Here is an 18,555-nt window from a genome sequence, read left to right on the forward strand (position 1 = left end):
TTCCGGAAACGTTACCGAAAACAGCATAAAACTATCAATAATATTTAAAACTTCCCTCACCGCAGATTATATCTGCCTGTCATTTCCGTGCTTCTTATCCATGTTTCCTATACGCGATCACAACCGCCTGACAGGGTTCCAGCGTAAACCGTCCCATCTCCGTCCTCAAAGCCGGACAGTTATTGATGAGCACCTCCATCTGATCTTCTCTGTCCCCGGTTTCTTCCAAAACCACCGTTCTCTCCCGGCTGTCGAAGTTCCCCAGAACCAGTATCTCCTGGGCCTCTCCCCGTCTGAAATAAGCCATGATGTCCGTCTCCTCTGTAAGAACCGGCTCTGTCCTTCCATAGACAATCGTTTCCTCATAAAGAGGGTTCTTTCTGAGCGCAATCAGCTCCCGATAAAGGGAATAAACGCTGTCCCGGCGATCCATCTGTTCTTTGGCGTTGATTTCTATGTAATCAGGATTGACAGTAATCCACGGCCTGCCTTTGGTAAACCCGGCATTTTCCCCGTCCGTCCACTGAAATGGGGTTCTGGCGTTGTCGCGGCTGTAATGGCTGATGATTTTCAGCGCTTCACTTTCGCTGTACCCCACCTCCAGGCATCGGCGGTATTCGTCCTTGGAACCGATATCATCCACTTCATCTATGGAGTGAAACACCGTGTTCTCCATCCCCAGTTCCTGTCCCTGATAGATGAAAGGAATCCCTTTCAGCATGAAATACAGGATGGCCAGAAGCTTTTTACCCCTCTCATTCTGGGCGTACTTTGGCAGGTAATGGCTGACGCCCCTGGGTTCATCGTGGTTTTCGATCACATTTGCCAGATATCCCACGCCTTCGCTCCGCCGCTGGCTTTCAAAACAGCACCGTTTATAGTCTTCCGGCGTCGGCTTTTTGCAGTCATACCAGCCTGAAGGCGATTTGCCTTCCACCGTCTCCCTGAAATCAAACATGGACGAAAAATATCCGTTCTCCCCTATGAACTCAGGTAGTTCCTCCTCTTTTTCATTGAACACTTCACCAACGGTGAATGCGTCATGGGGTTTAAATGTCCGGTCCCTCAGTTCGCCTAAAAATGTACCGATTCCCTCCGCATCCGCTAAAACCTGACCCATATCACAGAGCCCGTCTTCCCGGTCCGCCGGATAATCCTTAAATGGCAGAGGCTTTTTAATGTTGATGATCGCGTCGATCCTGAAACCGGCCAGCCCTTTTTCCAGCCACCAGTTCACCATACGGTAAATGGATTCCCTCAGTTTCGGATTCTCCCAATTGAGATCCGGCTGCTTTTTGTGAAACAGATGCAGGTAATAGTAATCCGTCCCGGGAACCCGCTCCCAAACCGGGCCTCCAAAGTATGACCTCCAGTTGCAGGGCATTTTCCCATCCTCTGCCTTTTCCATATAGAAAAACCGGCCGTACTCCCCTTCCGGGTCTTCACATGCTTTTTTAAACCACTCGTGTTCATCCGAACAATGATTCACCACCAAATCCATCAGCACATGGATCTGCCTTTTCTCCGCCTCCAAAAGCAGAGTATCCATATCCTCCATGGTTCCAAACTGGGGATCAATCTGGTAATAATCCGCGATATCATATCCCTGATCCGCACAGGGGGACAGATAGACGGGAGAAAGCCACAGAATTTCTATTCCCAATTCCTTCAAATAATCCAGTTTTTCAATAATCCCCCGTATATCCCCGGTTCCATCCCCGTTGGAATCGTAAAAACTTTTGGGGTACACCTGATATGCGGTCTTATTATGCCACCATTTTTGTTCCATATTTCCCTCCATTTTTAAGTCTGCCAGTTCCACCGTCCGTAGCGCAGCGTGACGGCGCCGATATTTTTAACCACTTTTTCCGAAAACTGTCCCGGCGTCAGACGCCATTTCCAGTTGGTTCCCACGGTGGAAGGCGTGTTGATCCTGGCTTTATTGTCCAGGCCCAGATAATCCTGGAGAGGAATGATGCACATTCTGGCCTGGCTGCGCATCACCAGACTGATAAATGACCGGTGCAGTTCCTTTTCCGGAGTATAGTGATCGTCCAGGTAATCCCGGGCCAGTTTCCGTTCTTCCGGCGTTATGGACTGATACCAGCCGGAAATGGTCTCGTTATCATGGGTTCCTGTATACACCACGCAGTTTTCAGGATAGTTATGGGGCAGATAGTCGCTGGCGCACCCCGAATCTCTGGAATCAAATGCGAATTCCAGCACCTTCATGCCCGGATAACCGCTGTCTTTCACCAGTTGTCTCACTGAATCGGTCACATATCCCAAATCCTCGGCGATGATCTCCTTTTCCCCCAGCGCAGACCTGACCGTGTTGAACAGCTCAATCCCCGGCCCCTGTTCCCAATGGCCCTCCACCGCTGTTTCGGCCCCGGCCGGAACGGAAAAATATTGGTCGAACCCGCGGAAATGATCGATCCGCACCACATCGTACAGACGGTAGCAGTAAGACAGCCGTTCCAGCCACCACCGGTATCCGGTATTCCTGTGATAATCCCAGCGGTACAGAGGATTTCCCCAAAGCTGGCCGATGGCTGAAAAACCGTCGGGCGGGCATCCTGCAACTGCAAACGGCGCATTTTCGCCGTCTAACTGGAACAGTTCCGGATGAGCCCAGGTATCGGCGCTGTCCATTGCCACATAGATGGGAATATCGCCGATGATGCGGATTCCCTGGCTGTTGGCATATGATTTCAGCTTTTTCCACTGCTTCATAAATGTGAACTGCAGATATTCGTGGAACTCGATATCAAAATAAAGTTCTTCCCTGTAATAATCCAGGGCGTTCTGCCACCTGAGCCGGATATCTTCCGCCCATTGGGTCCAGGCTTTTTCTTCAAACCTGGTCTTTACCGCCCGAAACAGGGCATAGTCCTGAAGCCACCATTTATTTTCCTCCTTAAACTGAAGGAATTCCGGATTCTTGCTGATACCGCTCCGCTCATAAGCCTTTCTCAGAAGCGGATATCGGGCCTCATAAATCTTTTTATAATTCACGCTTTTGGGCGTTCTGCCAAAATCGGCTTCTTCGCATTCCTCCCTGCTCAAAACCCCCTCTTCCATCAGCTCTTCCAGGCTGATATAATAAGGATTTCCTGCAAATGTGGAAAACGACTGGTAAGGCGAATCCCCATAGCTGGTCGGTCCCAGTGGCAGAATCTGCCAGTAGGACTGGCCGGCCGCCTTCAACTGATCCACAAACTCATAGGCTTCTTTCGAAAAACAGCCGATCCCGTATTTAGAAGGCAGGCTGGAAACCGATAATAAAATTCCGCTCTCTCGTTTCATGTTATTTTTCATCTCCATATATATTTTTTCGCCGGAGGAGCTGCGGCCGCTTTGGCCTCGGACATCGGAAGTCTTTCAACATCGGGAGCCTCTCTGCTATATTAGCTCTCTCTGATATCTCAGCCCTTTCTACTATCTCAGCCCTCTCTGCCATCTGCGGCCGCTCCTATCACCGCTAATACCCCATAATGATCCGACACCACTGGATAATTTTTCCCATTAAACAAAACCCGGGAACACATTACCTGCTGCTTCTTGCCGGTCCAGATATAGTCGATTCTCATACCCGGATCATTTTTCCGTTCCTTCCATCCGTCGATGGAATGATCCACTGTGATTCCATCATCCTTTTCGGCCGCCAGCTCGTAGGTATCCAGCCAGCCGGAACGTTTAACCAGATCATATCCCTGGCCGGATACACTGGCAGGAGAATTAAAATCCCCCATCAGCCATGTTGTCATGCATTTTCCGTTCTTTAACAGGGAATTGATCCGCTTCCACTGGGTTTCAAAAGGCTCTTCTTCATCCTCCCACCATCCCATATGAACGCTGTAAAATTCCATGGGCCCCTGCCCGGTTTCCGCCTGGATTCCCAAAATCTTCCGGGTCTTCCAGTTGTTGTAGTCATGGGTTCCCGTGATGAAAAACTGCCTTGTATCCAAAACGGGAAACCGGCTGAAAACCGCCAGCCCTTCGTCGTATTTGTCATAGCCAACCTTTGCCGCTGTCCAGGTCCAGGTATAACAAATCCCCCTCTCCCGCAGCATCCGTGCGGCCCGGTAACTGTGATTATCCACCCGTATTACCGCCTCTTCACAGTCCGCGCCGCCCATTCCGGGCTCGCACCTGATAAAACCGCACTGTTCCAGAAGTCCGGCCGGAACCGGGTCAGCCGTCCGTGTCTGGTTCACCTCCTGGAGAGCGATCACATCCGGCTTTTCCTGAAAAATCCCTTCCACAAACTGGTGTAATTTCTCCTCATAGTTTTCTTCTTCCAGGCTGTGGGTGTTCAAAGTTATAATTTTCATTTCCGCTCCTATAAAATGTCATTGATATCCGATTTCAGCACATCCGCCTTGGGCCCGTAAACCGCCTGGATTCCCTGATCCTTTTTAATCAGCCCCATGGCCCCTTCCGACTTCCATGCCGCCGTATCCGCCACCTTGGAAACATCCTTAACCGTCACTCTGAGCCGTGTCATACAGGCGTCCACCAGCACAATGTTCTCTCTTCCGCCCAGCAGGCCGATAATCCGCTCCGCCTGACTGCCGTTTCCGCCTGACTGGGCATTTGCACCGTTTCCTCCGGATTTGGAGCCATTTTCATCCGCTCCGCCGTCATCGGTATAATTGCCCAAACGCCCCGGGGTGGCAAAATGAAACTTTCCGATCATAAAATAGGCGATTCCATAACCCACGGCAAAAAACACCAGCACACAGATCACAAAGTTTATAATATCCCCGGTCAGCCCCGCTTTCACCGACATAGGAATCCTGGTTAAAAACTCCAGGTTACCGAAGGAATGCAGCCTCAGATCGATGATTCCAGACAATGCAAACGCACATCCCTGCAAAACCGCATAGACCAGATACAGCGGCAGCGCGCAGAACATGAACATGAATTCCAGCGGCTCCGTCACGCCTGTCAAAAATACCGCCAGCACCGTTGAAATGAACATGGAACGGTAATTATGCCTCTTATCAGCATCCACTCTCCGGTACATAGCCAGAGCGATTCCCAGAAGCAGCCCGGTAGCTCCGATCATCTGGCCCACTTTAAATCTGGCCGGAGTGATGGTGGTGAGCAGCTGCTGGTATCCCGCCATATCGCCCGCGTCTTTCAAGTTAATCAAATCCGTAGCCCATGCCAGCCACAGCGGGTCCTGTCCGAACACCTGTGATCCCGCGTTCACCCCGCTTAAAACCGTATAAGTTCCGCCGAAAGACGTATAGTTCATGGGTATGGTCAGCATATGATGAAGGCCGAATGGAAGCAGAAGCCGTTCCAGGGTTCCGTAGATAAATGGAGCCATAACCGGGGAGGTATCGGATGAGTTGGCAATCCAAACGCCGAAATCATTGATCCCCGTCTGAACCATAGGCCATACAACCGCCAGCACAAAGGAAATGATTACGGACCAGAGAATCACCACCATGGGAACAAACCGTTTACCATTGAAAAAAGCCAGCGCATCGGGAAGTTTTCTGTAATTATAGTATTTATTATAAATAACACCGCCTGCAAAACCAGCGATAATCCCCACAAATACACCCATATTTAACGCCGGAGCGCCGAGAACCGAAGTGAAATAACCGTTTACCAGTATTTCCTGTCCAAACAGCGTATGGGTCACCGCCTGGGGATTGGTAATATCCGCACTGCTCACCCCGAAAATCGCGCCCGTAATCACATTGATTAAAATAAACGCGATCACCGCCGCAAAGGCACCGCCAGCCTTTTCCTTGGCCCAGGAACCGCCGATTGCCACAGCAAACAGAATGTGCAGGTTGTTGATGATGGCCCAGCCGATATTTTCCATGGTGCTGCCAATGGTAAGCACCAGGTTCAAATCCCCACCGGACATCTGCACCAGTTTTCCCACGCTTATCATGAGACCGGCCGCAGGCATTACTGCAATTACCGTCATCAGGACTTTGCCCAATTTTTGAAGGAAATCGAAGTTGATGATGGATTTTTTCTTCGCAGGCTTAATGTCTTTATCCGCTAACTCATTCTCGCCCGTTTTCTTATCCGCACCGGCTTTCTCATCCGCACCGGCTTTCTTATCCGCCTCCATAATGGAAATCACCGGATCTTTCCCGGCCTTCACCTCACCGGTTCTGCTCTCCATGGTCCGGTTTTCAAGTCCGCCGCAGATGATGACCGGGGTTATGGGATTCACCTGCTTTTCCAGCAGGCCTTTTAAATCCGCCTCAGCAATCAAGTCTCCGGCCTTCACCTTGTCGCCCACTTTTACATGGCAGGTGAAAAACTCCCCTTTTAAAGAAACCGTCTCCAACCCAAAATGAACCAATACTTCAATTCCGTCCTCAGTGCGGAATCCATAGGCATGTAGTGTTTCCGCAACCGAAACCACTTCCCCGTCCACCGGGCTGACCAGTTTTCCGTCCTCAGGAATAACCGCAATCCCGTCTCCTATGATCTTCTGCGAAAACACCGGGTCCGGTACTTCTTCCATGGGAACCGCTTTTCCCGTCAACGGTGACAAAATATTGGTTAATGAAATTCCGGTTCCATTCACCCCATAGTTTTTCTCTTTCATCTTTTTCCTCTCCATCCTAATTCTCTGAAAATGTCTCTGAAAACATCGTTGCATTAGTTTGTGCAACCGCTTGCATTAAATATAAAATAGTTGCACTGTGATTTCAACTGTTATTTTTGATTTTTATCGTTTTCTACGTTTTACACAAATTATGCGTCCTGTTTTTGTGCAATTTTAAATGCAATTCCGCATTATTTTTGCGCATTTCAATGCAAATCCATTTGACAAAGTTTGCATAAAAATATAAAATAAAAAGAAATGGCGGGCGTTGGGTAAAATGCCCGGTCACGGATACACAATCCACTTACTATCAATAAGGAAATCATATAAGGAGATTACCATGCCTGTTACAATTAAAGATGTTGCCGCCCTTGCGGGCGTTTCCCCCTCTACCGTATCACGAACATGTAAAGATCACCCTTCCATCAGCAAACAGACAAAAGAAAAAGTCCGTTCAGCCATGGCAAAACTGGGTTATGAGCCTAATTTCCAGGCCAGCAGTTTAGCGACGCAGAACTCCCGCACCATCGGAATCATCCTGCCTCCCTCGGAAAAAGAGGCCTATCAGAATGCATTTTATCTGGAAGTGCTCCGGGGGATCAGCCAGTTCTGCAATCAGAAACAATATATCAATACGATCATTACAGGGCAGAATGAGGAAGAGATTTTACAGGCCATTAAAACCATGTCGAAAACCGGCCTGGCTGAAGGATATATCGTGTTATACTCCAAGGAACAGGACCCTGTTCTGGATTACCTCTATGAAGAAGGGCTCTTATACGTATTGATCGGCAAAGCCTACCGCAATGTAAACCAAACCATCTATGTGGACAATGACAACGTGCTGGCAGGGCGGGAGGCCGCCGCTTATCTTCTCGGCCTGGGACATAAAAAAATCGCCTATCTGTCCGGGGATCACTCCCTTTTGTTTAACAGCGACAGAAAGGCCGGTTATATTCTGGCGCTGACGGAAAAACAGATTCCATTTCTCCCGGATTTCTGCGTCGAGGTGCCGGAAGTTCCGGAAGCGCAGAACCAGACTTTGAACGAGCTGCTGACCCGGAAAGACCGGCCAACCGCGGTTTTAGTCAGTGACGATATTCTGGCAATGGCCCTGGAAAAAGTATGCATCCGGCTGGGCCTGGCTATACCGGAAGATTTGTCCATCATTTCCTTTAACAATTCCCTGTTCGCACGGCTCTCTTCACCGCCGCTGACTTCCATGGATATTAATTCCTGCCAGTTGGGAATTGAGGCGGCTTCGCAGATGATCAGCCATATTGAAAACCCGGATTTGATGGCAACTAAGATTATCGTGCCCCATCATATGGTGGAACGGGAGAGCTGCGCAAAAAACCTTTCCCGGGGTGATTTTTAATGATGAACAACAGGTTACGGGGTGGATACGGGACTTTGCAGGGGAGGCAGATATGAGTTTAACATTTGAAAAAATAAGCACATTTGACAAAGGAATCTTACACAGGCAATTGGTTGAGGGATATTCCTTTGATAACCGATGGAGAGCGCTTTTTGAAAAGGACTGGATTGAATACGATGACTTTTTCTTTGACAACTTATCCATCGCGGATAAATGCGGATTTGTTACGGTATTGGACGGCCTGCCGATTGGACATATTTCATGGGATCCGAGAAATGCACCCGGATATACAGCCGTCGGCCACAACTGCATAATACCCGAATATAAGGGAATGGGATATGGAAAAAAACAGCTTCAGGAGGCGGTCGGCAGAATCCGGCAGTATGATGGGCTCAAAAAGATAATTGTTACTACCAACAGCGCTTTAACCGCCCCGTATAATTATGAAAGTGTCGGTTTTAAGCTTTGCCAAAGAAGAAAAAATCAAACGGAATCTTCATTTTCAGGCGATTTTCTCGATTACGAAATGATTTTATAACAGATACCCGGTTATTGGTGAGCGCATAGGCTTCATCAATCAAAGTTGTTTATTAAACAGAATGGTACAGGAGGAATAAGATTGAAACAAATATGGAATGAGATGTATCAAATGGCAAAAAGCGTGCAGAATGAAAGAAAAATATCGGATTATGTCGAAGCAGGCGGCGTTGCCGCAGCCATATTATCTTCTTCCGGGAAAATTTATACCGGCGTCTGCGTAGACACCTGTTCTGCCTTAGGAATCTGCGCGGAAAGAAACGCCATTTTTAACATGATAACCAATGGAGAGCAGGAAATCACAAAAGTTCTTGCCGTCATGCCTGATGGAAAAACGGGCGCTCCATGCGGCGCCTGCCGGGAATTAATGGTTCAGCTCATGCCCGGGAGTTATCAGTCCATCGAAATACTTCTGGATTATGAGACAGAAAAAGTTATCACCCTTGGGGAACTCACTCCGGAATGGTGGATTTCATAACAGGGGATGGAACTTCTTTCCGTTTTGATCCTCCATGCCGGAGCCTTTTTTCCCTAATACTCATCACTCAGCAGAAAATCTGCAATGTGCATGGTCTTGATTCCTTCGTAATTACCACCTGCAAAAACATCTGTCCGCAATACATATTTGGGGTAGTTATCCCGAATATCCAGCAGTCTGCCATATTCTCGTTTTTCAGTTTCAGGAGAGCCAATCTCCTGAGACACTTGAATATAAAGTTTATTTTCCTGCTTTGAAGCAATGAAATCAATCTCTGCATTGTCCAGCTTTCCTACAAAAACATCATATCCGCGCCGCCGTAATTCCAGATAAATGATATTTTCCAGCATAGCAGCCACGCTGTCCGGCGAATATCCTAATACGCTGTACCGAAGCGCGGGATCGGCAAGGTAAAATTTTTCCTGCGTTTTCAGGATTTCTTTACCCTGCACGTCAAAACGAGTGCACCGATAGAGGATATAGGCGCTTTCCAGTTTACTGAGATAGTTGTAAACCGTTTCATTATCAATGGAACGGTTTTCACTTTTCAGATACTTGCAAATAGAAGCGGCCGAAAATGTCCGCCCAATATTGTCAAAGACAAATTTCACAATACGTTCCAATTGATCCACTTTACGAATTTGATTGCGCCTCACAATATCAGTGAATATCGTAGAATTATAAATATCTTTGACAATCGTGTAAACCTCATCAGGCGCATAATTTTGCAGATGAACCGCAGGAAACCCGCCAAGCCGCAGATAATTTGCAAGCTCTGTACGAGTATCCAGGACTTCCGTATATTCCTTCCGGAACATCATATACTCGGAAAAGGACAGCGGATAGATACAAAACGAAACATAGCGTCCGGTCAAATGGGTAGATATTTCAGATGACATCATCCGGGAATTTGAACCGGTCACATAAATGTCCACATCATAATCTGTCATAAGAGAGTTTACAACTTTTTCCCACGACCTTACCTCCTGAATCTCATCGAGGAAAAGATAGGTTTTTCCCCCCGGAAATAAATGCTGGGTCAAATGGCTAAACAAAGCTTTTGCCGTCTTGATATCTTCATATTCCAAAGAATCAAAACTATAGTGTAAAATCTGTTCTTCACAAATACCCCTTCTCTTTAGTTCACCTATCAGCATCTTCAATATAGTTGATTTTCCGCAGCGGCGTATTCCTGTCAGAATTTTCACAAACGGCGTATCCACAAAGGCCATAATTTTATTAACATAAGTTGGTCTGTAAATCATAGATACCACCTCCTATTTATAGTATTATACCGCATTTCGCGGAAAATACCAATAGTTTTTATGGTTATAACCGCAAAACTATGTTTAATAAACGAAAATGATCGGTCAACCTCTCTAGGCTGTGAGGCTGACCGACCTGATTCGCCGATAGGGCTGTAGATAACTGTAACAGTTCAGACCCGTCTGAACTGTTACGCATAGCTGCTTTTCCTAAGCAGTCCCAGACTTTCCCGCTTCAATATACAAATCTATATCTTCTACAATGTATTTTGCACCGGTCGTGTGTAAAGCTTCATAATAGGAATAGATATATTCCCATACCCGGTATCGGGTGAAAAGTTCCGCTAACTGTTTTCCTGTCAAGCTTTTCTCATTTTTATAAATTTCAGTACAGTAAATCAAGAACTTCCCTTCTTTGCTCATAGTCATGCCTCCTCCGGAAGTTGGAAATCTCCCGTCTGTCTTTCTTCATCGAACATATGAAATAAAGTCCGTGGACTAAAATGCCACAGCTTTGTATCCTCCTGTTCTAACAAATCCATAATACCCAACATTATCCCTAATATCAAGATCTCTCAACGCATATAATGTCTCAGCGTTCAGGAATCGTTACGCCGCCCAAAAGGTGGAATATTTTGACATAAAAAAGGGCCCTGGAACAAGATTTTCTCTTTTTAGTTAGGATATCGTTAAGCATCATTTGAAACTGTTTTCAAGCCTTTTTTCCTGTGCTACCATCGGTTTTGTAAAAGAAATTGCAACAGACAGTGTTATAAACAGGAGGGATTTATTCATGAGGAGAAGGATAACAAAAGCACTGGCCCTGGCATGCTGCGCTGCGCTCACATGCCTGTCGGTCAGCGGGTGTGCGAATACCCAGGAAAAAAGAACGATCCGGATTGGCCATAACCAATCCACCAACCATCCGACCCATATCGCTCTCACCGCTTTTCAGGACTTTATCAATGAAAAACTGGGGGACAAATATGTGGTCGAAGTGTATCCAAGCGAGCTGTTAGGTTCCCAGACCGACATGGTTCAGTTAACCCAGACCGGAGCCATTGATTTCTGCGTCGCCAGCAACGCCATTTTGGAAACATTCAGTAAAAACTACGAGATTTTTAATCTGCCTTATCTGTTTGCAAGTCCGGAGGCCTATCACCACGTTATGGACGACCCGGAAGTGACAGGGCCGATCTTCGATTCCACCAAAAAAGCCGGATTTACGGCCGTTACCTGGCTGGATGCGGGCACCAGGAATTTTTATACCATCAACAAGCCCATTGAAACTCCGGCGGATTTAAAGGGGCTTAAAATCCGCGTCCAGCAGTCCCCCACCAATATTGAGATGATGAAACTGTTAGGCGGTTCCGCCACCCCCATGGGATTCGGAGATGTGTATACAGCGCTCCAGTCGGGAATTATCGACGGGGCGGAGAACAACGAAATGGCGCTGACCGACAACGGCCACGGTGATATCTGTAAATATTACTCTTACGACATGCATCAGATGGTGCCTGACATTTTAATTGGCAACAACGCATTTATGGAGGGGTTATCCGATGAGGACCTGGCCATATTTGAAGAAGGCTTCCGCCTCATCAACCAGGTAGAACGGGAAGAATGGGTGAAAGCTGTGGACAGCGCCAAAGAACGGGCCGCAAACGATCAGAACGTGAATTTCGTCTACCCGGATCAGAAACCATTTGTGGATGCCTGTAAGCCGCTCCACGCCACGGTGCTTGGAAACAATCCGGGGCTGCAGCCAATCTACGATGCAATCCAGAAATATAACGCAGAATATCCTGCTGAAGCGGAATAGGGGGAAAGGAAATGAAGCAGTTAAGAAAAACATTAACTCATATATTAAACGGTCTTGCCGGAATCAGTTTCTTAGCCATGGTCATTCTGACCTGCTGGCAGGTGCTCACCAGATACGTACTGCAGAATCCATCGTCCTGGTCCGAAGAACTGGTTTCCTACTTATTTGCATGGATGTCCCTGCTGGGGGCCAGCCTGATCACCAGTGAACGGGGCCATATGAACATACCTGTTGTAGTGGAAAAAATGCCTGAAAATCTGAAAAAAGGATTCTCCATTTTCGCAGAACTGGTTGCATTTGTATTTTCCGCAGTCATCCTCCTGTATGGAGGCGTTCAGATTACCAGTCTGGCTATGGGACAAATGACCTCTTCCTTAGGCGTAGCGATCGGCGTTTTCTACATCGTACTCCCTCTCAGCGGTATTTTGAACATGGTCTATACAGCCATGAATATCTATGACATCGTAAAAGGAAATATACCTGTATTACCAACCAGCGAAGAAGACGCCCTGGTGGAGAACCTTGAAAAGGAGGAAGCATAAATTATGGCAATGCAGTCATTAGCAATCATCATTCTCGTTCTTGCAGTGTTCCTGATCGCCGGAGTCCCCATCTCCTATGCAATCGGCATCTCTGCCCTGGCCGCCATTCTCCAGATGGTGACCCTGGATGTATCCGTATTAACCGCAGCCCAAAGGACTTTTGTGGGCATGAGCAAATTCAGCCTGACAGCGATCCCATTCTTCGTCCTTGCAGGAAACCTGATGAACCAGGGCGGAATTGCCAAACGGCTGGTGGATTTCGTGCTGGCCATCCTTGGCAAACTCCCCGGAGCCCTTTTGGTGACAAATGTAGGCGCCAACGCCTTATTCGGCGCGATTTCCGGTTCTGCTTCCGCAGCGGCGGCCGCAGTGGGCAGCATGGTGCAGGAAGGGGAAGACAAACAGGGTTACGAACGGGCCGTCTGCGCTGCCACCAACGGAGCTTCCGCCCCATCCGGCCTTCTGATCCCTCCGTCCAATGCCCTCATCACCTATTCCCTGGTTTCCGGCGGCACATCGGTAGCCGCCCTGTTCCTGGCAGGTTATATCCCCGGCATCTTATGGGCAATCTGCTGTGTTGTGGTGGCCGTCATCATTGCCCGGAAAAAAGGCTACAAAGGAACACCTGGAAAATTTGACTGGAAAACCCTGGGAACCGCCACATTGAAGGCGATTCCGGCCCTGTCCTTGATTGTTGTGGTAATCGGCGGCATCATCGCAGGCGTATTTACCGCTACGGAAGGTTCTGCAATTGCCGTCGTATATGCGCTGGTCCTTGGCATCTGCTACCGGAATATCACCCTCAAGAGCTTCTGGAAAATCCTGGTGGACAGCGCCAAGATGAGCGGCATGATCGTATTTTTGATCGGCGTATCCAATATCCTGGGCTGGGTCATGGCATTTACCCAGATCCCCCAGGCCATCTCAGCCGGACTTTTAGGGCTCACAAACAGCCCGGTGATCATCCTGCTGATTATGAACGTAATCCTGCTGATCGCAGGCACATTTATGGACGTAACCCCGGCAATCCTGATCTTCACCCCATTGTTTTTACCGATTGTAAAGACCTTCGGAATGCACCCGGTCCATTTCGGCCTGATCCTGGTATACAACCTCTGCATCGGCAACATCACTCCGCCTGTGGGGAATACCCTGTTTGTGGCGATTAAAGTCGGAAAGACAACGCTGGCTAAGGTGATGCCTTATATGCTGATGTTCTATGTATCCATTTTAGTTGGTTTGATTTTGGTAACTTATATTCCGGCGGTCAGCATGGCGCTGCCAACCATGGCTGGGCTGATTAAATAAGGGATTCTGGCAGTGTAACGTTAGTAACAGTTCAGACAGGTCTGAACTGTTACTAACGTTTCCCTATGATATGCAGAGGGGCGAAAGCAATGGTTGCTTTCGCCCCTTGATTACTCCAACAGCAGGGAAAAACAGGCTTAATTAATTCCGTTAGTACACACTCATACTTAACTGAAATATAAAATGCTCCAAATTCTAATTCGCAATCTAACTCGTTATCGTCCCTTATTGGAACAACGCAGCCCATAGGCGGCTTTCCATTTATATAAATGCCTATCATTCCCATATGTTTTTCTCCTTGACAAGTCTGTTTTATTACATAATCTTTGCCAAAAGGGTACAAATCCCGATTTGCTGCTCTGCTCAACTGGCTAATAAATCGGAAGCTGTCTTCATAACTTCAGAATAGCGATCAGCTCTTCTTGGTCCATTTCTCCGGTTTCAACAAATCCAAACGAACGGTATAATCGACTGGCAATTTCGTTCTCAGGTTCATATGACAACCAGCAGTATTCCGCTTTACCACACGGAAATGTTTTTATGAATTCCAATGCAAGCCTGACTGCTTCCTTCCCGTACCCCTTATTCTGATAACTTTTATCTATCATCAACCGCCAGAGATTATAATTGCCTTTTGCTATTATCGGGGCATTGTCCCAGTAATCGTCTGTATCAAAACCAATCATTAAAAAGCCAACCGGCGTGTCATCCTCATATATTCCAAAAGGGAAAGCATATCCATTTCCAGTTATGGCGGTATAGGCTTCGATGATACTGATGTCATTGCTTGCCACAAAATTTTTCTGCTTTTCAGATACACTAAGTTTCAAAATATCCCATACATTTTTACCATTTATCTTCTCCAGTTTAAGCATATTCACATCCTCACAAATTCCGATTTCCAGTTTGATAAACTGGAAGTTAAAATATCCCGATTCCTTTACACTTGATACAATATAAGTTTGACAAATTTGTCTTTACTTCATTGCTAATTCTGATTTGCGTTTTGCTCTTTTGGAAAAAGCGGCCAATTTATTCCTTCAAATTTTCCAGAGCTTCAGGATTATTTGAGATAATCACTCCAACAGTCTGACATTTTTCCATATCTGGACATTCACCACATGTCGTCACACCTTTTTTAATTGCGCATTGACGAATACCGCAAAGACTATCACAAAATACAGTTTTAACCCCATGGACACGACAGCCCTGACAGTTGATGTGTTCAGGCAGAATGGGCGCATTATTTAACTCAGCCCATAGCTTCGCAGTTTTTTCACGCAATGCCTGATCGTCATTGATCGTCGCAAGATATGCTTCACATTTCTCACAATCCAGTCCGCAGTATGCAATCATATTTCTCATGATTATGTACCCCCTTAAATTTTTGTTTTTTATACAGCTACATTCTCACTATCTTCCTAACAGTATTCGCTGTTCTTATGGTTAGTTTGCTGCTGACATTTGTACTTGCCGTCTTAGACCACCAATTTGTTTTTTGATAATCTTTCCGGCTGAAGGACCAAAATATTACTTCTTTATATCCCTTTATTTTTTCTAAATCCTCTTTAGGTTCCCCAATCTCACAATACACCTCTGAGAATGTGGCAGGCGGCATAATAAAAATTAAATTGTCATAAATTTCTTTATTTTCATTCCCCCACCAGTCGGGGGCATTTTGCAAAATATCCTCAAGTTCTTCTCTGGATATGACAAAAATAGGAATATCTACAGCAAACTGTGTTTTAATCATTTCCTCAATTTGTTTTGTAAACTTTTTTATATTATCTTCATCACTGGAAAAGGTTACATTTCCGCTGTTCAGATATGTCTTAACTTCACCAAATCCAAGGTTTTCAAAACTTTTCTTCAATTCTGCCATTGGTATCTTATTTTTTCCGCTTATATTGATACCTCGTAATAAGGCAGCATACCTTTTCATATCCCTGATCTCCTCTGCAACTCACGATTTTTAACGCCATATCCAATTTTCCCACAAGCCGGAACTTAACATCTATCGAAAAAGCTTTGGAGCTTATCTACAAATTGTCCAATATGTATGCCGTCAACAAAAGAATGATGTACCTGAACTGATATTGGAATGAGGATTTTCCCATTGTTCTCATAAAACTTTCCCCAATCAAACAGGGGAGTTGCATTATCCTTCTTCCCGGAATTGGTATGGGAAATATGGGTGTAAGTGACCCACGGCATAGGAGAACACTGAAAAACATCATTTCCTAATGGACCTGTAAAATACTCTTTCTGCTCCTTTGCTATCGTTTCTGCCAACTCACAGTATTCTTTTAAATCATCTATCATGGGAACATTAACCACCTTAAACAATTCGGTGTCTTGATTCAGATAGGTAAACGCGGTATCTATCTTGTCAAACAAAACAATCTGTCCATCAACAAACCGATAACGAAATGCGTCTATCTCATTTGCACATTTACAAACTGCGTATACCATCGCCAATGTAAAAGAAACCCCCATTTCTTTAACCACACGTTTGAACCTTGTAATATCCGCTTCAAAGGTTACACAAAACGCTGGTTCTACACTATTTCTAAAAATCATACAGTGCATTGCTCTATTCCATGTTTTTTCATCAATTACTTTATACTTATTTGCCATGTGATTGTTCCTCCAAATTCTAATTCTCCAGTTATTATGGTCTGCTCATATATAAAAGAGGATAGGGATTTCCCTGTTCGTCATTTGCAGTTCTTTTGTAAACATTGAACCCCATATGCTCATAGAAACCTTTGGCAAGGGGATTTTGTTCATTCACCGCTAAATCGTTAATCATATATTTTTCTATTCCGTATTTGAATAATTTTTTGCCTAATCCTTTTCCCCTTTCTTCATGGGAGATAAACAGCATTTCAAGGTGTTGTTCTACGATTCCCATAAATCCCACAGGAACTTGATTCTCGTTTTCTACAATAATCAAATGCGGTATTTCTTTTAATGCTTGTGGTACATACTTCTTAATGTCCTCTATTTCACCCTCTGATAAAAATAGATGGGTTGCCTTTACAGAACTTTCCCACACTTCTAATAACTGTTCTATTAATGATGAATTTCTGTCTGTTACTTCAATAATTCTCATCGTATTAGTCCTCCAAATCCCGATTTCGCTAATAGCCCCCAGTGCAGCTCCGGTCAGATTATATAAAAATAGCGCCATCGCTTTCTGTCTTTTATCCTACCACACTTCCCCCTGTTTTTCCATTTCATTTCGCAATCCTCACAATGGATAGCGCTTCCAGAAATGATTCTGAAATATGGGAACGGAATAAAAAGAAAAATCCTGGCAAAAAAACGAGGTTTTAACCACGATTGGTTAAAACCTCGTTATCTGTATTTCATTCCCTAACAGCCTCCGGCGCTTTCGCCCCTCTTCCATCCGCCAGCATACCGACTGCCACGCCGCCTACCAGCGCCCAGAACGCGGAACCGATCCCCAAAATCGTAATTCCGCTCATTCCGATGATAAAAGCCGCAAACGCTCCGGTTTTATAAAGGCCTGTACCAAACGCGTCTTTCAGCGCATTGATGAGGATATTGATCATAGCCAATCCGGCCAGAAGGGATACCAACGCGCTTGGCAGTCCGGCCACGATGCCCAGGGCATAACCTGCCAGAACCCCAAATACAATCAGCCCGATTCCATTTAAAACCGCACCGCCGTAACGGTATTCTTTGGGTCCGTTGCCGTCGGCCGCTATCATTGCCGTCATGGGGCCTGCGATATTGGCGTTGTGGCCGCCGAAAAATGAGGTCACGATGCCGCCGATTCCCGAAGCGATTGTCATGCCGTTGATGGGGACCTGATAACCAGCCCCTTTTAAAACGCCTATGGCCTGGGCATTTTCAGCCCCGATCACCAGCACGGCCAAAGGGATGGACACCGACATGACCGTTCCGGGATTGAGAACGGGAACCACAAATGAAGGTCCTGCCAGACCGTAATCCGACAGCTCAAAATGAAACTGTCCCCGTACAACCGCCGCCAGGATTCCAAAAACCAGCGATCCCAGCACAGGCGGAATCTTTTTCGTAATCATCGGGGTGATCAAAAATGCACAGATACAAACTGCGCCAACCACAATATCGGCCTTCGCATTCAGCACGATTCCCGTGCCGTATTTCATAAACACGCCTGCAATCATTCCCATCACGATGGGCAGGGGAATCCAATCCATGATTTTCTTCACCCAGCCTGTGATTCCCAGCAGAAATACCAGGATTCCGGCCACCAGAAACGCCCCCGCCGCCTCATTAAAACTGTAGCCGGAAATGGCCATTCCCACCATTGCAACGCCCGGAATCGACCAGGCGCCCACTATCGGCATCTTATAATACAATCCCAGGAAAAAGCTCAATAACCCGCCAGCGATATACACGGTGGATACCCAGGACAAGGTCTGGGCCTGGGTAAAACCTGCGTTCTGCCCGGCCTGGAATGCCAGAATCGCAGGCCCGGTATAAGCGAAGGCCAAAGCCACCAGCGCCCCGCTGACCGTCCCGGCATTGACCGCCTTTTTAAAATCCCTGATCCCGGATTTAAATCCCGGCCCCGGCTCTATCATATTCATTTTTCTGCTTCCCAATGTAACCCCTCCTC

Annotated in this window: 20 protein-coding genes; 6 read left to right on the plus strand and 14 right to left on the minus strand. The window is 46.5% G+C overall.

Annotated elements, in window-relative coordinates:
• Positions 1–94: 94 nt before the first annotated feature.
• The 5 genes from GPL15_RS01565 to GPL15_RS01585 are packed head-to-tail and all read right to left on the minus strand — an operon-like array spanning position 95 to position 6,592.
• The gene (locus GPL15_RS01565; RefSeq protein ID WP_215695278.1) at positions 95–1,789 is read right to left on the minus strand and encodes an alpha-glucosidase; all 1,695 of its coding nucleotides are present in this window, start codon (positions 1,787–1,789) and stop codon (positions 95–97) included.
• Between the two features lie 14 nt (positions 1,790–1,803).
• Complete coding sequence (gene malQ / locus GPL15_RS01570; protein WP_215695280.1) at positions 1,804–3,309, minus strand: 4-alpha-glucanotransferase; 1,506 nt, start codon at positions 3,307–3,309, stop codon at positions 1,804–1,806.
• Between the two features lies 1 nt (position 3,310).
• Positions 3,311–3,463, minus strand: a complete 153-nt coding sequence (locus tag GPL15_RS01575) for a hypothetical protein (protein ID WP_215695282.1) — start codon at positions 3,461–3,463, stop codon at positions 3,311–3,313.
• Positions 3,447–4,337 carry an endonuclease/exonuclease/phosphatase family protein gene (locus tag GPL15_RS01580; protein WP_215695284.1) on the minus strand — a complete coding sequence of 297 codons (891 nt, stop codon included), beginning with the start codon at positions 4,335–4,337 and terminating at the stop codon, positions 3,447–3,449. The genes GPL15_RS01575 and GPL15_RS01580 overlap by 17 nt, the downstream gene beginning before the upstream one ends.
• Positions 4,338–4,345: 8 nt before the next feature.
• Positions 4,346–6,592 carry a PTS transporter subunit IIBC gene (locus GPL15_RS01585; RefSeq protein ID WP_215695285.1) on the minus strand — a complete coding sequence of 749 codons (2,247 nt, stop codon included), beginning with the start codon at positions 6,590–6,592 and terminating at the stop codon, positions 4,346–4,348.
• A gap of 340 nt (positions 6,593–6,932) precedes the next feature.
• On the opposite strand from GPL15_RS01585, the gene GPL15_RS01590 reads away from it, so the two are divergent.
• From GPL15_RS01590 to GPL15_RS01600, 3 genes are all read left to right on the plus strand, one after another.
• Positions 6,933–7,970 carry a LacI family DNA-binding transcriptional regulator gene (locus GPL15_RS01590; RefSeq protein ID WP_215695287.1) on the plus strand — a complete coding sequence of 346 codons (1,038 nt, stop codon included), beginning with the start codon at positions 6,933–6,935 and terminating at the stop codon, positions 7,968–7,970.
• 52 nt (positions 7,971–8,022) lie between these two features.
• A complete protein-coding gene (locus GPL15_RS01595) occupies positions 8,023–8,508 on the plus strand; it encodes a GNAT family N-acetyltransferase (protein ID WP_215695290.1) in 486 nt (161 codons plus the stop codon).
• An 81-nt stretch (positions 8,509–8,589) separates the two neighbouring features.
• Positions 8,590–8,985 (plus strand): cytidine deaminase, encoded by a 396-nt coding sequence (locus GPL15_RS01600; protein ID WP_252198025.1) that lies wholly within the window; start codon positions 8,590–8,592, stop codon positions 8,983–8,985.
• A gap of 53 nt (positions 8,986–9,038) precedes the next feature.
• Here the strand turns inward: GPL15_RS01600 and GPL15_RS01605 are convergent, their stop codons facing one another.
• Together GPL15_RS01605 and GPL15_RS01610 are read right to left on the minus strand one after the other, a co-directional pair.
• Positions 9,039–10,250 carry an ATP-binding protein gene (locus GPL15_RS01605; RefSeq protein ID WP_215695292.1) on the minus strand — a complete coding sequence of 404 codons (1,212 nt, stop codon included), beginning with the start codon at positions 10,248–10,250 and terminating at the stop codon, positions 9,039–9,041.
• A 210-nt stretch (positions 10,251–10,460) separates the two neighbouring features.
• Positions 10,461–10,673, minus strand: a complete 213-nt coding sequence (locus tag GPL15_RS01610) for a DUF3791 domain-containing protein (RefSeq protein WP_215695294.1) — start codon at positions 10,671–10,673, stop codon at positions 10,461–10,463.
• Between the two features lie 370 nt (positions 10,674–11,043).
• Here GPL15_RS01610 and GPL15_RS01615 point away from each other — a divergent pair, with 370 nt between their 5' ends.
• From GPL15_RS01615 to GPL15_RS01625, 3 genes are read left to right on the plus strand one after another with little or no spacing between them, the layout of a single operon-like run.
• The gene (locus GPL15_RS01615; RefSeq protein WP_215695296.1) at positions 11,044–12,072 is read left to right on the plus strand and encodes a TRAP transporter substrate-binding protein; all 1,029 of its coding nucleotides are present in this window, start codon (positions 11,044–11,046) and stop codon (positions 12,070–12,072) included.
• A gap of 11 nt (positions 12,073–12,083) precedes the next feature.
• Entirely contained in the window at positions 12,084–12,614 is a 531-nt protein-coding gene (locus tag GPL15_RS01620) for a TRAP transporter small permease (protein WP_215695305.1), read from the plus strand.
• Between the two features lie 3 nt (positions 12,615–12,617).
• Positions 12,618–13,922 carry a TRAP transporter large permease gene (locus GPL15_RS01625; RefSeq protein ID WP_215695307.1) on the plus strand — a complete coding sequence of 435 codons (1,305 nt, stop codon included), beginning with the start codon at positions 12,618–12,620 and terminating at the stop codon, positions 13,920–13,922.
• 52 nt (positions 13,923–13,974) lie between these two features.
• Here GPL15_RS01625 and GPL15_RS01630 read toward each other — a convergent pair whose 3' ends face one another.
• The 7 genes from GPL15_RS01630 to GPL15_RS01660 all read right to left on the minus strand — a co-directional run bounded on the left by GPL15_RS01630 (position 13,975) and on the right by GPL15_RS01660 (position 18,541).
• Entirely contained in the window at positions 13,975–14,208 is a 234-nt protein-coding gene (locus GPL15_RS01630; protein ID WP_215695309.1) for a hypothetical protein, read from the minus strand.
• Positions 14,209–14,314: 106 nt separating this feature from the next.
• Complete coding sequence (locus GPL15_RS01635) at positions 14,315–14,797, minus strand: GNAT family N-acetyltransferase (protein ID WP_215695311.1); 483 nt, start codon at positions 14,795–14,797, stop codon at positions 14,315–14,317.
• A 157-nt stretch (positions 14,798–14,954) separates the two neighbouring features.
• Positions 14,955–15,287 carry a DUF3795 domain-containing protein gene (locus tag GPL15_RS01640; RefSeq protein WP_215695313.1) on the minus strand — a complete coding sequence of 111 codons (333 nt, stop codon included), beginning with the start codon at positions 15,285–15,287 and terminating at the stop codon, positions 14,955–14,957.
• 37 nt (positions 15,288–15,324) lie between these two features.
• Positions 15,325–15,864, minus strand: a complete 540-nt coding sequence (locus tag GPL15_RS01645) for a DUF1697 domain-containing protein (RefSeq protein WP_215695315.1) — start codon at positions 15,862–15,864, stop codon at positions 15,325–15,327.
• A gap of 65 nt (positions 15,865–15,929) precedes the next feature.
• A complete protein-coding gene (locus GPL15_RS01650; protein ID WP_215695316.1) occupies positions 15,930–16,559 on the minus strand; it encodes a CatA-like O-acetyltransferase in 630 nt (209 codons plus the stop codon).
• Positions 16,560–16,593: 34 nt separating this feature from the next.
• Positions 16,594–17,037 (minus strand): GNAT family N-acetyltransferase, encoded by a 444-nt coding sequence (locus GPL15_RS01655; protein ID WP_215695318.1) that lies wholly within the window; start codon positions 17,035–17,037, stop codon positions 16,594–16,596.
• A 256-nt stretch (positions 17,038–17,293) separates the two neighbouring features.
• Positions 17,294–18,541 (minus strand): benzoate/H(+) symporter BenE family transporter, encoded by a 1,248-nt coding sequence (locus GPL15_RS01660; RefSeq protein WP_252198026.1) that lies wholly within the window; start codon positions 18,539–18,541, stop codon positions 17,294–17,296.
• Positions 18,542–18,555: the final 14 nt, after the last annotated feature.

Origin of the sequence: Clostridium sp. MCC353 (assembly GCF_018785315.1) — a bacterium.
Taxonomy (GTDB): domain Bacteria; phylum Bacillota; class Clostridia; order Lachnospirales; family Lachnospiraceae; genus CHH4-2.

What these genes read in the sequence shown, in the direction of transcription:
- malQ (WP_215695280.1), bottom strand. Translation starts at nt 3,309, where the DNA reads ATGAAACGAGAGAGCGGAATTTTATTATCGGTTTCCAGCCTGCCTTCT.
- GPL15_RS01650 (WP_215695316.1), bottom strand. Translation starts at nt 16,559, where the DNA reads ATGGCAAATAAGTATAAAGTAATTGATGAAAAAACATGGAATAGAGCA.
- GPL15_RS01605 (WP_215695292.1), bottom strand. Translation starts at nt 10,250, where the DNA reads ATGATTTACAGACCAACTTATGTTAATAAAATTATGGCCTTTGTGGAT.
- GPL15_RS01595 (WP_215695290.1), top strand. Translation starts at nt 8,023, where the DNA reads ATGAGTTTAACATTTGAAAAAATAAGCACATTTGACAAAGGAATCTTA.
- GPL15_RS01620 (WP_215695305.1), top strand. Translation starts at nt 12,084, where the DNA reads ATGAAGCAGTTAAGAAAAACATTAACTCATATATTAAACGGTCTTGCC.
- GPL15_RS01645 (WP_215695315.1), bottom strand. Translation starts at nt 15,864, where the DNA reads ATGAAAAGGTATGCTGCCTTATTACGAGGTATCAATATAAGCGGAAAA.
- GPL15_RS01635 (WP_215695311.1), bottom strand. Translation starts at nt 14,797, where the DNA reads ATGCTTAAACTGGAGAAGATAAATGGTAAAAATGTATGGGATATTTTG.
- GPL15_RS01565 (WP_215695278.1), bottom strand. Translation starts at nt 1,789, where the DNA reads ATGGAACAAAAATGGTGGCATAATAAGACCGCATATCAGGTGTACCCC.
- GPL15_RS01625 (WP_215695307.1), top strand. Translation starts at nt 12,618, where the DNA reads ATGGCAATGCAGTCATTAGCAATCATCATTCTCGTTCTTGCAGTGTTC.
- GPL15_RS01585 (WP_215695285.1), bottom strand. Translation starts at nt 6,592, where the DNA reads ATGAAAGAGAAAAACTATGGGGTGAATGGAACCGGAATTTCATTAACC.
- GPL15_RS01590 (WP_215695287.1), top strand. Translation starts at nt 6,933, where the DNA reads ATGCCTGTTACAATTAAAGATGTTGCCGCCCTTGCGGGCGTTTCCCCC.
- GPL15_RS01655 (WP_215695318.1), bottom strand. Translation starts at nt 17,037, where the DNA reads ATGAGAATTATTGAAGTAACAGACAGAAATTCATCATTAATAGAACAG.
- GPL15_RS01575 (WP_215695282.1), bottom strand. Translation starts at nt 3,463, where the DNA reads ATGGCAGAGAGGGCTGAGATAGTAGAAAGGGCTGAGATATCAGAGAGA.
- GPL15_RS01610 (WP_215695294.1), bottom strand. Translation starts at nt 10,673, where the DNA reads ATGAGCAAAGAAGGGAAGTTCTTGATTTACTGTACTGAAATTTATAAA.
- GPL15_RS01640 (WP_215695313.1), bottom strand. Translation starts at nt 15,287, where the DNA reads ATGAGAAATATGATTGCATACTGCGGACTGGATTGTGAGAAATGTGAA.
- GPL15_RS01615 (WP_215695296.1), top strand. Translation starts at nt 11,044, where the DNA reads ATGAGGAGAAGGATAACAAAAGCACTGGCCCTGGCATGCTGCGCTGCG.
- GPL15_RS01580 (WP_215695284.1), bottom strand. Translation starts at nt 4,337, where the DNA reads ATGAAAATTATAACTTTGAACACCCACAGCCTGGAAGAAGAAAACTAT.
- GPL15_RS01630 (WP_215695309.1), bottom strand. Translation starts at nt 14,208, where the DNA reads ATGGGAATGATAGGCATTTATATAAATGGAAAGCCGCCTATGGGCTGC.